Annotated in this window: 15 protein-coding genes and 2 pseudogenes; 9 read left to right on the top strand and 8 right to left on the bottom strand. The window is 33.2% G+C overall.

Translation table 11 applies throughout. From position 1 onward, the window contains the following. Positions 1-152: 152 nt before the first annotated feature. Positions 153-506 (bottom strand): annotated as a pseudogene (locus BM012_RS26980) (recombinase family protein); the annotation flags it as partial. Between the two features lie 306 nt (positions 507-812). Between BM012_RS26980 and BM012_RS23575 the strand changes: the two are divergent. Further along, complete coding sequence (locus BM012_RS23575; protein WP_061803079.1) at positions 813-1,367, top strand: L,D-transpeptidase; 555 nt, start codon at positions 813-815, stop codon at positions 1,365-1,367. Between the two features lie 179 nt (positions 1,368-1,546). Here the strand turns inward: BM012_RS23575 and BM012_RS23570 are convergent, their stop codons facing one another. From BM012_RS23570 to BM012_RS23560, 3 genes are all read right to left on the bottom strand, one after another. After that, positions 1,547-2,035, bottom strand: a complete 489-nt coding sequence (locus BM012_RS23570; protein ID WP_407719614.1) for an HPP family protein — start codon at positions 2,033-2,035, stop codon at positions 1,547-1,549. Positions 2,036-2,217: 182 nt separating this feature from the next. Continuing rightward, a complete protein-coding gene (locus BM012_RS23565; protein WP_061803078.1) occupies positions 2,218-2,805 on the bottom strand; it encodes a CGNR zinc finger domain-containing protein in 588 nt (195 codons plus the stop codon). Positions 2,806-2,994: 189 nt separating this feature from the next. Beyond that, a complete protein-coding gene (locus BM012_RS23560) occupies positions 2,995-3,276 on the bottom strand; it encodes an AbrB/MazE/SpoVT family DNA-binding domain-containing protein (protein WP_061803077.1) in 282 nt (93 codons plus the stop codon). A gap of 182 nt (positions 3,277-3,458) precedes the next feature. On the opposite strand from BM012_RS23560, the gene BM012_RS23555 reads away from it, so the two are divergent. From BM012_RS23555 to BM012_RS23545, 3 genes and pseudogenes are all read left to right on the top strand, one after another. Next, positions 3,459-4,118: a ParB N-terminal domain-containing protein gene (locus BM012_RS23555; protein ID WP_061803076.1), complete on the top strand. Its 660-nt coding sequence runs from the start codon at positions 3,459-3,461 to the stop codon at positions 4,116-4,118. 513 nt (positions 4,119-4,631) lie between these two features. Further along, positions 4,632-5,086 (top strand): annotated as a pseudogene (locus BM012_RS27200) (CBO0543 family protein). Between the two features lie 468 nt (positions 5,087-5,554). After that, complete coding sequence (locus BM012_RS23545; RefSeq protein WP_061803075.1) at positions 5,555-6,379, top strand: STAS domain-containing protein; 825 nt, start codon at positions 5,555-5,557, stop codon at positions 6,377-6,379. A gap of 599 nt (positions 6,380-6,978) precedes the next feature. On the opposite strand, the gene BM012_RS23540 is transcribed toward BM012_RS23545, so the two are convergent. Next, positions 6,979-7,230, bottom strand: a complete 252-nt coding sequence (locus BM012_RS23540) for a hypothetical protein (protein WP_061803074.1) — start codon at positions 7,228-7,230, stop codon at positions 6,979-6,981. Between the two features lie 1,046 nt (positions 7,231-8,276). Here BM012_RS23540 and BM012_RS23535 point away from each other — a divergent pair. From BM012_RS23535 to BM012_RS23520, 4 genes are all read left to right on the top strand, one after another. Further along, complete coding sequence (locus BM012_RS23535) at positions 8,277-9,299, top strand: DUF3231 family protein (RefSeq protein WP_061803073.1); 1,023 nt, start codon at positions 8,277-8,279, stop codon at positions 9,297-9,299. An 877-nt stretch (positions 9,300-10,176) separates the two neighbouring features. After that, the gene (locus BM012_RS23530) at positions 10,177-10,803 is read left to right on the top strand and encodes a LysE family transporter (protein ID WP_061803072.1); all 627 of its coding nucleotides are present in this window, start codon (positions 10,177-10,179) and stop codon (positions 10,801-10,803) included. 214 nt (positions 10,804-11,017) lie between these two features. After that, entirely contained in the window at positions 11,018-11,446 is a 429-nt protein-coding gene (locus tag BM012_RS23525; protein WP_061803071.1) for a YndM family protein, read from the top strand. Positions 11,447-11,745: 299 nt separating this feature from the next. Continuing rightward, the gene (locus BM012_RS23520; RefSeq protein WP_061803070.1) at positions 11,746-11,931 is read left to right on the top strand and encodes a type Z 30S ribosomal protein S14; all 186 of its coding nucleotides are present in this window, start codon (positions 11,746-11,748) and stop codon (positions 11,929-11,931) included. 724 nt (positions 11,932-12,655) lie between these two features. Here BM012_RS23520 and BM012_RS23515 read toward each other — a convergent pair. Beyond that, complete coding sequence (locus tag BM012_RS23515) at positions 12,656-12,883, bottom strand: alpha/beta-type small acid-soluble spore protein (RefSeq protein WP_061803069.1); 228 nt, start codon at positions 12,881-12,883, stop codon at positions 12,656-12,658. A 587-nt stretch (positions 12,884-13,470) separates the two neighbouring features. Between BM012_RS23515 and BM012_RS23510 the strand changes: the two genes are divergently transcribed. Then, positions 13,471-14,511: a DUF3231 family protein gene (locus BM012_RS23510; protein ID WP_061803068.1), complete on the top strand. Its 1,041-nt coding sequence runs from the start codon at positions 13,471-13,473 to the stop codon at positions 14,509-14,511. Between the two features lie 488 nt (positions 14,512-14,999). Here the strand turns inward: BM012_RS23510 and BM012_RS23505 are convergent, their stop codons facing one another. Further along, the gene (locus BM012_RS23505) at positions 15,000-15,329 is read right to left on the bottom strand and encodes a monooxygenase (protein ID WP_061803067.1); all 330 of its coding nucleotides are present in this window, start codon (positions 15,327-15,329) and stop codon (positions 15,000-15,002) included. A gap of 84 nt (positions 15,330-15,413) precedes the next feature. Further along, positions 15,414-15,725, bottom strand: a 312-nt coding sequence (locus tag BM012_RS23500) for a recombinase family protein (protein ID WP_167360161.1), incomplete at its 5' end; no start/stop codon positions are given.

Below are 15,725 nucleotides of genomic sequence, written 5' to 3'. Positions count from 1 at the left end.
TGAAAGACTCCTCTGTAATAGATAAGAGTCCATAATTTATCTTAAATCGTATTAACCTTAAATGTCTACATATTAACAGATTTCGCAGATGCTTATTAGCAAACTATACAAGAAATTATGGAACAAAGGCCTCTCTGACGAGTTTTTTCCTATTATATATGATTTTTGCTAAAAGTATCCTCATGTTCCTTTACCAATTTATAAAGGATTGTCTTTTTTACATTTGCCTCTTTAATGGCTTAGATAGCTGTAATCTCCTTATTTCTCCATCAATTATAAGCTTCAATAAATTCTCAATTAACTTGTGCCTTAGGACGTCCAAAATATATACCACTCTTTAGTGCAGCATCCATCCCCTCTCGCTGAAGTTTCCAAATACGACCTCGTTCCTCTTTGGCCACCCAAGAAAGGCTTTGGAGAACTAAGTCTGCAATAAAGGTTCCCAAACTATCCTTATATTGAGTGGTATCTAACAACCGCATATCTAAAACTATAATGTCCACCTTTTCTAATAACAGCTAGGGGTATGGGATGAAGAAATCTAGGTAAAAAAAATCTCTACTCAATCTTTATAAAAAGAAGGAGCAAAGTTTTTGCATTTAGCCAATATTAAAGTGAAAATGGCTGCAAAAAAATAAATAAGGGTGATGAGAAAATATCTTCTCTTTATAAAAGGTGCTTTATTGTTACAGAACATTATAGATAATTTGTATAATTTGTGAAATGAATGTAATTATTTCCTGTAATGGTATATAATATAGTTAGAATTTATAGACTATTTTAAAAATAGATACAAAAGGGGAACAGTTGCTATGAAAAGTATACTCATTAAAACCATGACAGTTTTAGCTTTACTCGTATTTCTAATCGGTGGAATGGCGACCGGTAAAACAGAAGCAGCGAGTAACACGGCGAATCAGGATCTCATCATTATTAACAAGTATTATAATAAATTAGCTTATTATCATAATGGATACCTTGAAATGGTGGCGCCCGTAGCAACAGGGAAGACATGGGATAAAACACCGGTTGGATTTTTTAAAGTCGTGAATAAAATTAAGAATCGACCATATTACACAGGAAAGATTCCAGGTGGGGATCCTCGCAATCCATTAGGAAAACGTTGGTTGGGAATTAATGCTAATGGAACCTATGGTGATACGTATGGAATCCATGGAAATAACAATGAAAGCAGTATTGGAAAATATGTAAGTCTAGGATGCGTTCGCATGCATAATGCAGATGTTGAAAAGCTTTATGATAAAGTTCAAGTGGGAACACCCGTTAATATCACTTACTCTTATAAAAGTTTTCAAGATTTAACCAAAATCTATGGTTATGACTTTAAAGGATATAATACGAAGTAATGTTCAAAAAATCCACTCTTCAAGAGTGGATTTTTTTTGTTTATACAGGAGGTATAGGGAACTAAAAAAGACTCCCTTTATCCTTTGTTAGGTGGAAATTAAAGGGAGACTAAAAAATATATTATGTAAACAGAATATGTACTAAAAATACAAAAATTCAAGCTTTGCTTTCCCTGTTTCTATAGCCAGAAAGTCGGATAAGATCTATTGCTTCTTAGGTTATTTACAATAAGAGCTACGATGACAATAAGTATTGATCCTATTAACACAGGAGTGAAAATATAACTCCATGGTGAAGCACCTAAGATAACGACTATTGGGTCTGCTCCTGCTGGTGGATGGGTAGTTTTGGTTAACATCATGGCAGCTATTGCTAAACCTACACCTATCCCCAAAGTCCAAGCGTTATTACCAAAAGAATGGTACATAACTAACCCTACAAATGTGGCTACTGAGTGTCCTCCTATGATATTTCTTGGTTGAGATAAAGGTGCATTCCATATTCCAAATGCTAATACGCAACTCGCCCCAAATGGTGCCATTAACCATAAATTTGATGTCATTGTAGTTAACAGGCTTAAAGCTAGGATACTTAAAAAACCACCAATAAATCCCGTAGCAACATCCTTAATATTAATCTTCAAGGGACTCCTCGCGCAAGTCTTCATTTTTGAAAAGAAATGTGGTGGATTAAAAGGTTTCTTCGTAATATTAGCAGAACTGGTCTCATTTATTTTCTTTCCTCCTTTATTTACCATTTATTCTACATTTGTTAAATTAACCTGTCAAATTAAATTTAGGAGGTTAGTTTATTCGGTCAACAAAAAAGCCTTGAATCCTTTTTAAAGATTTAAGGCTTTTTTATTTCTTCTTTACTCTGAAAACGAGTTACTTTCTTTCTATTTCCACAAATTTTCATTGAACACCATTTTCTTCTTCCCGTCATATCTATAAATAATAATACGCATTCCGGATTACTACACCTTCTAATTTTGTTTAGTTTTCCTTCTGAAATTAGCTTTAAAGCATCTAGTGATACGAGTGATAAAACTTTATTTAACCAATTGCCCCGTGGGATCTGTTTTATTTCTCCAGATACTATTTTATACATATAAGGTGCGTTTTCAATGTTTTCTTCTAAAACAGAAATCCACTTGTTATTTACATTATTTCCATCTGCAATACATTCGAAGTTTTCTCTTAATTGGAGTCGAAACCTATAAATGGTTTCTAGACCATCAGTGAGTTCGCTTTTAGAAACGTTTAGAATACTTTTATCAAGAGAAGGAATGGCTTCGCACATCGTATAAAGCCAATCTAGAAAATCTTGTTCAGAAATCAATAACTCACGTCGATGGCCATAACTTACAACTTCTGTATTCACTAAATCGAGGGAGAGAGAACCAGAAATTAGGGGGAACATTCTCCTAGTAGACATCATTTTCTCCTCCTCATACTAGGATTAATACAAAGAATAATAACATATAGATTATATATTATTAAAACCTTATATAGACAGTCTGAATTTTGCATGTAATGGGGGAATATTCACAAAATAAAAGATACATGCAAAATTTAGGCCTGTCGTCACATCTATACTTATTCATTTATACTTGTGATTCATCCTTTAGATGTAAACGTTGATTTTTCCAACCTCTTTAGAGAGAATCTCCATGCCCTCCCGACTAAGTACTACTTTTCCATTTGCTAGTACCTTATTGTCTTCGGATACCTTTCCTGTAATCATACATGCTTTATGGTATTGATATTTTCTTAAGATAATTTGATTCTTATCTATAAAAATCTCTAACGGATCATTCTTTTCAATAGCAAGGTTTTCTCTTAGCTCCTTTGGTAAGACTACACGTCCCACTTGATCAACTTTCTTTACAATCCCTGTATTTTTCACGTTATCAACACCTCTTTACCGTTAATATCTTTATTGTAGCAAACATAGACAATATTAGTAATATAGTTAATTAATGGAATAATGGAATAATAAAGATTTTCCGTTGTTTTTTGGGCTTGCCCACTGTTCAATCATATAGGAAGGTATATATACTAGGAATACAGAGAGAAGGAGGGAGAACGATGGCTCATAAAATCACTGTAAATGGCTGTCCGGCTAGCCCAATTCAAGACTATGGTAAGTACCTGGCTTTTAATATGGAGGGGAAGGGAAGTCCCAATGCACCAAAAGGGATCCCGTTTAAAAGTAATGCAATTACCTATACGGTTGTACTGAGTCTCAAACAATTTAACAAATTAAATATAGTCCAAGAGGAGTTTTCTCAACGACGTTTCGTGGTTCAAGGGCCTTGTTTGGATATTCCGTTTGAGCAATGTACAGGTGAGATCGGCGTTATTTGCATGCAGATACAAGAAATTGAGGAAAAAGAAAAAGAGAAGAAACAATCAAAACAAACACCTAAAAAGGGTGCAAGAGCTAGGAAACAAGAGGAAACTAACCCTCAAGAAGAAAATAAACAAGGGAAAGAGAAAAAGCAGATTCTTGTTCCAAAAGGGACGAGGGACTGGATGTCTTTAGAGGAAATTAAGGTTCCAGAAACCTTTCTTCAATTTACACTAGGAATAGCGAAACAAAAGGCCGTAGAAGAAAGTATTGAGCAGAATGGAACGGTGGATAAACCCATTATTATCGATCCGGAAACCCATGAGCTCCTAGACAGTTATAGTCGTTATTTTGTGGCCAAGAAAAAGAATTTAAAGCGTGTGCCTGTGCATTATTAAAGGGAATTTCTATATTTATGGAGCGCGTAAACTCATTGGTTTGTATGTATCCTGTTTGTGTATGGGAAGTCGTGAAAGATTGCTAACTCAAGGATGCATAAAAAACTGTATGAATAAGAAAAAAGGAAAAGTCCAGATGCCTTGTAAGATAAAGGTTCTGGACTTTTTTAACTTCTTCTAAGATGGGTTATATAAACTAGTTTTGTATAGTGTAGACAGTATACAAAAACAGAAAAAACTACTGTACATGGGGTCAGTCCCCGGAGTCAGTAGCTTTTTCTACTACACATCATCAACTTTTAGAGCTATGTTTTGCATACCTTGAATAGTTTGCTCGGAAGTATTGATCATTATTCAGAAATAAGAAAAATAAAAAACAAAAGTCAAAAGACGACCACATTCTATAAAGGAACTAAATGACCTGTACACTAGAATCCTGCCATAACGCTTTCTTTTAACGATTAGACCACTTGAAATAAGGAGAAGATAAATACAAAAAAGGAATAGGAAAAATTGATCCTTAATATCTTAATTGCATTCATATTACCTTGGATTGTTGGAGTTTTTCATCTTTATAAGAAAGATAAGAACATTATACCTTTAATTGGATCATTCTTTTGTATTATTGCATTTGTTGTAAATGAATTCGGATCCTACTATGGATTTTGGAGGGTTGCTCCTTTCTATAGTCAAAAAACCTTATCTGTTTTGCCTTTTAATTTGGGACTTTATCCACTTTTGGCACAAGTTATTTGATATTCTTTGTAAAGAAAACCAAAAAACCCTATCTGATGATCTTTCTTATATCCGTACTTACTACTCTTCTAGAAATGACATTAGTCTTAAGTGGAAAGGTTATATATAGTAATGGTTGGAATACACTCTGGATATTCTTCTCCTACCTTACCCCATATATGGATGTGTATTGGTACTATCTTTACTTGAAAAAATTGAAGATAATGAGTTAAGTTTTCCATAAAAAATCTTCATTTCGAAGATCCCTCTTCAAAGCCGATAACATGGATTATGTTAGTTAGCTAATTAATATTAAACTTCCTATGTAAAAAGAGGTCTTTGCTTATCTGCAGCAAAGATCTTTTGCATAGGAGTAATATATTAGTAGTATAACAATTTTTTTGTAGACCTATAAAAATATTGATTATCTAAAACAAAGTTCGATGATTTAAAGTAAGGGTAATTTGTCATCATGTTTGGTTGAAAATCTCGTTTGTCAGGACCCTTTCTCCAATAGGAGCATATTAGAATTAAGAGTATCTTATATATTTGAGTTATAATACCGAATTAGAGAATTATGGTAGGTTATTCTAACTTCCTCAAAATAGTTGTCATATGGTCTACCTTAATTATATTATAAAAATAAAGTCTTATATTATAGTTCATAAGTTGGTTGATTTATGTTGAAAGGAGCACGTTAGATGGGGAATAGCAGTTATGATATTCGCGATATGATTCATTATGTTGAGGATAAAAGAGAAGATTTTCAAGAGAAGTTGTTATCAGAAGCCGTAAATGTGGCAGAGGTTATTCATGATATTCTAAAGCAAGGTAATATTGATCTTTTAAAGAATGCTGAAAAATTAGTGGTTTATATCTTAGAAAACAATGATCAAGATATTGTTGAATTCGCTAAACAGGAAGGGGTTGCTTGGGCTCAGCATTCGCTTACTTTAGCTTTTAAGTTGGAGTGGGTTCAGGCAATCAGAAGATCCTTATGGAAAACCATTTATGAATACCAATCTGAATTCAACTTACCTAGCATTAGGGAAGATTTTTTTGAGTTAGAGAAACAAATTAATAATAACATTGATCAGTTTCTCAATACCTTTTTCCTAAGCTATTCGGATTTTAAAGACCAATTAATCTATAGACAAAGAAAAGACGTAGAACATCTATCTGTACCGATTATCCCTATTAGTCCTACTGTTGCCATTCTTCCTTTGATAGGAAATATTGATTCATATCGAATGGACATCATTGAAGAAAAGGTACTAATGGATATTGCAAGGACCCGTATTCATACCTTAATTATGGATTTATCAGGTATTACCGATATGGATGAGGTTGTTATCGATCATTTCCATAAAGTACTAGAGGGGATTAGTATGATGGGATGTGAAACGGTTATTACCGGGTTGAGACCAGAACTAGTGAGAGAAATGATTCACCTTGGCATTAATTTCAATCAAAAGGCCATCACAAAAGGAACACTACAGCAATCTTTAAAAGACTATTTGCTATAACATGTAATCATTTACTGTGGAGTTTGAATAAAAGTCACGGTGTTTATAAAAAATTGTGTCTTTTGAAAATGTATTATGATGATTTACCTCAAATGAATTTCATAAGAAAAAGCGCAAACTTGTTATCGCTTAACAGGTTTGCGCTTTTATCACTCTGGCGGATAAAGATTATGTTAACTTAAATTTCATCCACTATTAAAATAAAAGGTTGAGCAGGCTATACCATGCATGATCACTGTTTCTGAGGAGAGCAAGAATTTTATTCAAATATATAGAGAAAAGGCTTAAACAAGGTCGTTGTAACTGATATACTTTGGAGTTATGTTTGTTTCCTATAATATGAATAGGGCGGTTTTAAAGCAGGTGATTGTAAACAAAGAGTCGAATCATAAAATGTAAAATCAGGAATTAAAGGAAGGGGAGAAGGCTATTAATAAATCAAATATGTTAGAAAGATATGTAACATTGCGAGAAGAATGTAGTCAGAAACTTAAAAGGCCTTTAAATAATCAGGAAAAGCGATTCATTCTTTGGATTGTAAAAAGGGAGGTACAAGTGCAAGGGATAAAAATAGCAAATTGAACAATAAAAGAACCTACTTATTTAGATAAGTAGTTTTTTTGATTATTATATATAGCTTTATGTATAGCTAAGGCTACCGTTTCAACTTCTTTGCCCTGGAAAAATTCAATATTTTTATTTTTAAAGTAGGTAATCTTATAGGATTTATCCTGTTCTAAATAGCAGATTGATAGAATCGCTCTCCCATTTTGGAAAACGGAATGTGTAATTTCACTGTGCCCATACTCCTGCAAGGTTTCTAGTAACGTTTTTATATCTTCTGAAATCATCCTTTATCTCCTTTCATGTGTTATGGAGAAATTGACTAAGTACAGTCTCATAGTCCATCATAATTCCACTTTATATTTGCTATTAAAACACATAAGAAAATTTTACCCCTCAATAAAAGGCTTATTTCATAATTTTTAGTTTGTAGGTTGTTTACCCGTTTAAAGGGTAATAAAACTATGTAATGTGTTACATCATAATGATTCCAAAGAGGACTACCTCATATTATTTACCGGAAGTAACAATCTAGGGATGCTGGTATTATTACCCTGAAATAAGTTTAATAAAGTCCTAAGAACCATGGTTTTTGAGATAATTAAACTATAATTACCTTTTTTAAAAAGATAAAATGATACGCTTAGAGTTAATGATCTAAGCGTTTTTTATTGTCGGTTTCCGATAACAATCATTATGTTAACTAACTTTGTATATGATATTCATCACGTATTATTCAATAAAGGGTTTATTTAATAAAAAGCGTTGTATATTAATTTAATAGGTGTTTAATGATAAAACTAATGAAAACCATATCATTAAAAAGTTGGTATCTGTATATAAAGGTGATGGAAAATAATTATGTCCCCCTGGTTTCTTACCCCGAATGATGTATTGATAAGATTTTACGCTTTGGTTGTTGAACAAGAACTTGATGATGAACTTAAGAAAATCATTTATGATGAAATTAAAAGAAGAAACTTAAGAACAGATAAACCAACTTATCTTAAGAGAATTAAGTAATGATAAGTGCTATGTCAAGTTACATAACTAAGTGTTCGTTATTTCTATTTTCTTATGACTTGTTTTATTACTATTTAAGAAAAGAGAGATTTGGAGGTATCTTTCTCTTCAAAACGACTCCATTTCGGTGTTGTATGGAATTTGCTTTTACTATATGCTCTCTACCTAGAATTAGCATCGTTTCTATCTATAAATCAAAATATGACAGAAGCCAGGGAAAATTCTTTCCCGGGCTTCTGTCATAATATACAGTTTTTAAACAAAGAATATATTCATCCCATAAAAAATATTCTTTGGAGGTTCATCCACTATGACTGAATATCAAGCAAAATTAACTTCATCTGAAATAGCTTCGATATGGACGAGCTATATGAATGATAGTATGTCCAAATGTGTGTTAGGTTATTTCTTAAAACATGTACAAGATGAAGAAATTAAGTCAATTGTCCAATTTTCTTATGATAGTTCATCTACCCATTTAGAAAAATTAACAACGATTTTTCAAGAGGAACAAATCCCAATACCAACAGGGTTTAGTGATGAGGATGTGAATTTGAATGCCCCTGCTCTCTATACAGACCCTTTTATGCTAACGTATATCAACCATATGGCTAAAGTTGGGTTACTCGGATACGGCGGATTTATTTCTATGAGCGCTAGAGAGGATATGAGAGCTTATTACAGAGAAGGTTTAAACGAAACATCCGAATTATACGAGCGCAGTGCAAAAGTGGCTCTTTCAAAAGGATTATTTGTTCGAGCGCCTTCTATCCCTTATCCCACTCAAACCGATTATGTAGACGCTAGAAAATACCTAAGTGGGTTTTCTATTTTTAGTAAACAGAGACCTTTAAATGCTGTTGAAATATCATATTTATTCATGAATATCCAAACCAACATCATGGGAACAAAGTTAGCCATTAGTTTTGCTCAAACCTCACCAAGAGAAAAAATCCGAAAATGGATGTTAAGAGGACGGGATATTTCGAAAAAGCACGTGGATATCTTTACAAAGGTTCTGCTTGAAAATGATATACAGCCTCCTGTTTCATCAGATGTTGGCATTACCGATTCAACAATACCACCTTTTTCGGATAAATTAACCATGTTCCATATGAGTTTTATGAGTGCCGCAGGATCAGGAAATTATGCTACAGCAGCTGCTGCGAGTCAAAGAAACGACCTTATTGTAAATTATGAACGATTAGCGATGGAGATTGCTCAATATGCTAAAGATGGAGGCGAGCTCATGATTGATCATGCATGGATGGAGCAACCACCTCCGACAATGGATAAGGACCAACTAACCAATAAAAAAGATACGATGAAATAATTTGGTTAAAAGAAACATGGTTTATATGATGATTCCTATGTAAAAAGCCGTTGGATATGAGGTTCCAACGGCTTTTCTTCTTATAACAAAGATTATGTTAACTAACTTTTTATAGAGTATTCATATTATAGTTTGGCCATGACGCCGTTTTCTCATAGGTAGTGTCATTACTACTAAAAAAAGAGAGACCTCTAGCTCTCTCTTTGTGACAATCCAACTTCTGTCTGTTATGACTTTTCCTTTTAGTATATGCTCTATACTCAAAATTATTGTTATTTTTATTTATACGATACATTATGTATATAAACTAAAGATAAATATTTTATACATCATAAAAACAGAGAGAACTACTGCTTGGATTCAGTAGTTCTCTCTGTTATACATCAACTTTTGAGAGCGATATTTTACACATCTTCAGTAGTTTGTTCAAGGTATTAAAAATATATACATTTACACCTTAAAAACGACCTCTTATGGCAAAGGTCGTTTTTGGGTTGTAAAACGTTAAGGAATAGGTTTGTGAAGTTTACATGGCTAGAATACCCATAACATCTCTTATAGTTTGCTCAAAATATGGGAGATGATTCATTTCAACTTTAATTAATTTACATATCTTCTGTAGTCAGGGATAGCAATACAATTGAATTCCTGTACAAGCTTTTGTAAGCTCGTTAGGATTTTATTTATTTTATGTTTTTACTTTATAAAAACTTTTAGGAAAAGGACTTTTACTAACAAAAACAGATGTTGTAGCCATCCTTTATCACGGTTTTATTACAATTTTCATGTTGAATTTTAAGTTGTACAAGCGTTGTTCCCTGAATAGAATGTATGGGAAAGTCTATAGGCTGAAAATTGTATGTAGGGGGATTCGTTAATGAGTGTTTTTTTTAGTTATATATTTTTAGGTTTGTCTTTAGCCGCGCCAATCGGTCCAGTCAATGCAGCTCAACTAGATAAAGGAATAAAAGGTGGTTTCCTCCATGCATGGTTTGTTGGTTTAGGTGCAATGGTAGTAGATGTGTTATATATGATGCTGGTTTATTTAGGCGTTGTTCAGTTTTTAGAAGCACCTTTTATGAAAACCTTCTTATGGTTGTTTGGCTTTTTTGTACTAACCTATACGGGGATTGAAAGTCTGATTGGAGCTGGTAAGCTTGAATTAAATCAAAAACGGGGAAATGAAACACTTACGAAGTCCTTCATGTCTGGCTTCTTTATGTCCTTGTCTAATCCCTTAACCATTTTATTTTGGTTAGGGATTTATGGATCAGTATTAGCAAATGCTGCAACAGCTTATGAGTTTAGTCAACTTTTACTATATAGTGGAGCTATCATTTTGGGTGTTCTCTTGTGGGATATTACGATGGCCGTTATAGCAAGTAGCTTCCGGAACTTTTTGAGCACGAAAATACTTATTATTATCTCAGTCTTATCCGGGCTTTCTTTAATAGGATTTGGATTATACTTTGGGTATCAAGCCTTTTTGCTGTTATTTACTTAAAATTTTTATGCTTTTCATACAAGACGAAGCTGTCTACCAAGTTAACTCTGTAAAAAAACCTCCCTGTAAAACAAGGATCTACATCATATGATCAACTCTTTTCCCCTTCTTATAAAAAACAACTTCATTGAAAATACCACCATTTATGTAAAAGAATTTCGTGTATAGACTTCCCGTTAAAGAGTAATCTACTCTTGAAAAGGAGGTAGAGTTTATGAAACATGTAAAAGCTTTTTTATTTAAATTTATTATAAGCTTTATTCTTTTATATGCGATTTTGAGTGGAATTAATGGTTTTTCTATTGGGGATGTTTTTTGGACGACCATGATTTTGGGAGGAATATCGTATATTTTGGGAGATTTGCTGATTCTTCCTAGAACTAATAATACCCTTGCCACCATCGCTGATTTTGCTTTATCCTTTATCATTATCTGGATCATGACCAGTACTCTAGCTTACGATGACTACCTTGCGAGAACATTCACTTCTGCTCTAGGTGTGACTATTTTTGAGGCCCTTTTTCATCGTTATATGGCTAACCGGGTTCTTCCCAATGACAAATCAAGCCAACGTTCTAATGGACAGTTACAATACCAAATGGAAGCCTCCGAGGAACTGGACCCTAAAAAAACAAAGAAATGATATTTTGGTTTGAAATAAAATAGTTCTTAGTAGAAGGAAATGAGGATATTACATCTGTAAATCAGAATCCTCTCTAGTTTTGTGAAAATTTCTTTGTGGCTTTTTTATGAGTAGGAATCCTTATACTTATGGAAGCTTATCAGTAAGAGTTAAAATTAAAGAGTAAAGAAATATAACACTTGTTATATTTCTTTACTCTTTATAATAATTACCATATAGAACCTGTTTACTTCTAAAAAAGATAGATGTATAATAGTTAACCTCTTCTACCTTTAACTTAATTAAAGGGAGGTTACAATATGGCGAAAAAAGCACTTATTATAAAACAGAATGTTGAGCCGAAATTTAAGGTCCAAGAATATACTCGTTGTGAGCGTTGCGGACGCCCTCATTCAGTATTGCGTAAATTTAAGCTTTGCCGCATTTGTTTCCGGGAACTTGCTTATGCAGGACAGATTCCTGGCGTGAAAAAAGCAAGCTGGTAATTAGAGCAGAGCATATTTGAATTATTGATCTATAAAGGAACATATAAATAGCAACATATAGAGTAAGAAAAAGCACAAACTTGTAGTTACTAAACAGGTTTGTGCTTTTTTTACGTCGTCTAATGTATTTTATATTGACTAGAGTTGATAACATATGCCTAATGACTTTTCACAATTGTTTATAACTAAATGTTGTAGGGCAACTTTCTGCTAAGAGCAACCCATGTTATAATAAGTATTCTTTGTTATTATTATTTTATATAGGGGACTTTCCTTGCAGGGAAAGTGCTCTTTTAGCTTTGCAACAAACAAGAGAACGATAGTCTGGAAAGCAATACATACTACAAAAGTATTCTCCAACCTTGTACTCCGTAATGGAAGTACGATGTAAAAAGATATGTGAGGAAAAAAAGCAGAGAGGCGATTCGTGGGCCTCTCTGCTTTTCATTAAGCCTATAATCTTATTACATCTCTCTCGGTTGTGATGTAGAGATAAAATGGAGAATACTTTCGGAATATATGATATTCCTAAGGTTATTATTCATTTTTACTTGTTTCATACCTTAAGTAAAGGTTTCTGATCATTAAGATTATGTTAATTAGACTTATGGAATATTATTGAAAAAGTTTTTCCTATCTACTATTGTAAACATGCATGGCATATGAAAGGCTACCTATAAAAATAGGTAGCCTAAGCTATGACAGCTATTGAATTGTTGAGGAATTAGCGAAATACATTAGTTGTTCCTGCTTGACCTGCTAATTGTGATTGAGCTGTAGCAACTAAACGCTTAGTAATTTCTCCACCTACAGATCCGTTAGCACGAGAAGTAGTGTCAGCACCAAGTTGTACACCAAACTCGCTTGCGATTTCATATTTCATTTGCTCAAGTGCTTGTTCAGCACCAGCTACAAGAAGTTGATTGCTGTTGTTGTTATTGTTGTTTGCCATGTTTTTTCACCTCCTTAACCTTATATATTCTTAGAATCCCTTTCTATAATTAGCATATACAAGGTAGATTTTGGGTGAATATAAAAGGGAAAGTCCTACATAATAAGATGTGTTGGGAAGAAGAACGTTGCATAGAACCCTTCCCCTCATCTCCTTGTATAGATAATCTTGTATAAACAAAATTAGGTTTGCCGTGTGAAATAAAAAAAGGGATGTGAACCATTTAGTCACAACCCTTTTTTTATTTCACCAAGTTTCTTATTATGATTGATCATACTTAAATGTGTAAGGGAATAGTAGAAATTTTTTTCAAAATAAAATTTCTACTATTCCCTTTATTTTAAACTGAGTAATGTCTCAAAAACTGTGGTTTTTGAGAGAATTTAATAATAAGTCACTTTTCCCTGTTATTATGTATAGATAAAGTAAAAAGAGAAGAAAACTTCACTTTTTATTTGCTCACTATGTTATTCTTCAGTATCTATTGTGATGCAGGTGATTGCTGATAACAAAGGTTATGTTAACTTCAGAGAATAGATAAGCTGTAAAAGGAAATTCTAAGAAAAAACAGCTCAAGGAGATTAGATATGGATACCATTAAACCAACTAAAATAGGAAAAACTTTTAATGATAGACTAACATCTGCAGAGCTCGGAAAACTTTGGGCAACGTATATGGGGAATAGTATGTCCACTTGCATTCTTAGTTACTTTCTTCAACATGTTGAAGACTCAGAAATTAAAAAATTGGTAGAAAATGCTGCATTTTTGAGTGAAGAATTCCAAAGTATGATAAAAGAAATATTCATTAAAGAGCATATTCCTGTTCCTCATGGTTTTACAAAAGAAGATGTGAACCTTAAAGCCCCAAAATTATTTGAAGATGAGTTTTATGTTCACTATTTAAAATATGCTGCCAAAGCAGGAATGAGCATCTATAATGTAGCAGTCCCTTTAATGTATAGGGAGGATGTACGGGATTTCTATCTTTACTGTATGGATGCCACAATGAAATTAATGGAGCAAATCAACAGCATTTTAATGGATAAAAGGCTGATTATTAAACCACCAATCATCCCTATACCAGAAGGCGTAAAAATCGCCCGTTCTGATTATTTAAAGGGATTAATCGAAAAAGCTCGGCCCTTACATGCTTTAGAAATTACTCATTTATACGATAATATTGAAAGTAATGTAACAAGTAAGGCGTTGATTATGGCTTTTCGTCAAGTTGCTAAAATGGAGAAGGTTCGCGAAGTATTTAAGAAAGGGGAAGACCTCACTACCAGAGCAGTAGAACGCTATATGACAAAACTTCATGAGGATCACTTACCTGCTCCTTCCTTTCTAGATCATTTAGTTACAACCTCTACGGTTTCCCCTTTTTCGGATAAATTAATGTTGTTCCATAAAGTAGATATGTTTTCCATGAAAATACGGGCTTTTGGAAATTCCGTAGCTGTCAATGGAAGACATGATTTAGCCCTATTATACGGTAAGTCATTAACTAATATATTTAAGTTTGTAGATGATGCCTCCCAACTTATGATGAAAAATGGATGGATGGAAGTACCACCTGAAGCTGTGGATAGAGAAAATTTAGCTTTAAAAGGGAAACCAAATCAGTGACAAAATTAAAATATTGCCTTTACTGTTGATGTACGTAAAAAAAGAGAGGGAGGAAGATCCTCTCTTTTTTTACTTTGCATGATTATTAAAATGGATGAAAAGAGAATTTTGTTTCCGTAAAGCCTATGTTTAGTATCTACCTTTATTTTAAGTCATTAACCTATCGCCTCGAAAACCATGGTTTTTGAGACGGTTCACGAATAAGTGACTTTTTTTCTTAATTACATCTTATTTCTATATTAAAACACGTCTCAAAATCAATGTATCATTAAGGAATGTTTTTGATACATAGCAGGGTCTGATTTATATAAATAAAAATAAAAAGAAGCATCTTTATCATCAATGAAAGTCACTAAAGAAAAGACAGAAGAAATAGATATAAAGCATGATAAATATTAGGATATGTATAGATATCAGTTCAAGTAACGTAAGTATTATTTAGACATCGTGATGAGATAAAATTCAAGTGTGCTTGAAAAAAAGGTGGATTAAAAATCCCTTTTTTCTTTAGTAAGCTTTAAAGGTCCACGATTAAGAGTAGTAAGCTGTTCATTTGTCTCAAAAATCTTTCCTTTAATACCTATAATGCCAAATCCTTTTAATCTTTTCGTATGCATATCTAAATACTTTTCGGCATCTTCTTTTGTTTCAAACAGATAGATTCCCCCGGCTTCTTTAGCTTCTTTATTTTCTGTCCATATCTTCCATATGAACCCCTTTTCCTTATTAATACTGTTTGCTATGTCCGTAAAAGCATTTGTCAGATCATTACCAAAAGGTCCCTCAAATTTAAAATCAACTTGTAGTAGGTAGGTCATTTTATACACTCCTTAAATTTAATAATCTCATTAACTAGAAAAAATCATGAATGAGCAAGAGTTTTTTTGACGAGTTTCCTCCTATTATATAGGTTCTTCGTTAAAAGTGCTTTCATGTTTTTTCACCAATTTATAAAAGGTTGTCTTTTTAACATTAGCCTCTTTCATCGCTTGTACAGCTGTAATCTCCTTATTTCTCCATCGGTTATAAGCTTCAATGAATTCTTGACTAACCTGAGCTTTAGGCCGCCCAAAAGATACACCACCTTTGAGTGCAGCATCAATGCCTTCACGCTGACGCTTCCGAATACGATCTCGTTCCTCTTCTGCCATCCACGAAAGAATCTGCAAAACTAAATCTGCAATAAAGGTTCCCAAACTATCCTTGTATTGAGT

Origin of the sequence: Priestia endophytica DSM 13796 (assembly GCF_900115845.1) — a bacterium.
GTDB classification, from domain to species: Bacteria; Bacillota; Bacilli; order Bacillales; family Bacillaceae_H; genus Bacillus_I; species Bacillus_I endophytica.
Note: the sequence above shows the minus strand (reverse complement) of the source record. Positions and strands in the feature narration are given on the sequence as shown.

Excerpts from the sequence above, each read along its gene's own strand:
- BM012_RS23575 (WP_061803079.1), top strand. The coding sequence starts at position 813 with ATGAAAAGTATACTCATTAAAACCATGACAGTTTTAGCTTTACTCGTA.
- BM012_RS23570 (WP_407719614.1), bottom strand. The coding sequence starts at position 2,035 with ATGAAGACTTGCGCGAGGAGTCCCTTGAAGATTAATATTAAGGATGTT.
- BM012_RS23565 (WP_061803078.1), bottom strand. The coding sequence starts at position 2,805 with ATGTCTACTAGGAGAATGTTCCCCCTAATTTCTGGTTCTCTCTCCCTC.
- BM012_RS23555 (WP_061803076.1), top strand. The coding sequence starts at position 3,459 with ATGGCTCATAAAATCACTGTAAATGGCTGTCCGGCTAGCCCAATTCAA.
- BM012_RS23545 (WP_061803075.1), top strand. The coding sequence starts at position 5,555 with ATGGGGAATAGCAGTTATGATATTCGCGATATGATTCATTATGTTGAG.
- BM012_RS23540 (WP_061803074.1), bottom strand. The coding sequence starts at position 7,230 with ATGATTTCAGAAGATATAAAAACGTTACTAGAAACCTTGCAGGAGTAT.
- BM012_RS23535 (WP_061803073.1), top strand. The coding sequence starts at position 8,277 with ATGACTGAATATCAAGCAAAATTAACTTCATCTGAAATAGCTTCGATA.
- BM012_RS23530 (WP_061803072.1), top strand. The coding sequence starts at position 10,177 with ATGAGTGTTTTTTTTAGTTATATATTTTTAGGTTTGTCTTTAGCCGCG.
- BM012_RS23525 (WP_061803071.1), top strand. The coding sequence starts at position 11,018 with ATGAAACATGTAAAAGCTTTTTTATTTAAATTTATTATAAGCTTTATT.
- BM012_RS23520 (WP_061803070.1), top strand. The coding sequence starts at position 11,746 with ATGGCGAAAAAAGCACTTATTATAAAACAGAATGTTGAGCCGAAATTT.
- BM012_RS23515 (WP_061803069.1), bottom strand. The coding sequence starts at position 12,883 with ATGGCAAACAACAATAACAACAACAGCAATCAACTTCTTGTAGCTGGT.
- BM012_RS23510 (WP_061803068.1), top strand. The coding sequence starts at position 13,471 with ATGGATACCATTAAACCAACTAAAATAGGAAAAACTTTTAATGATAGA.
- BM012_RS23505 (WP_061803067.1), bottom strand. The coding sequence starts at position 15,329 with ATGACCTACCTACTACAAGTTGATTTTAAATTTGAGGGACCTTTTGGT.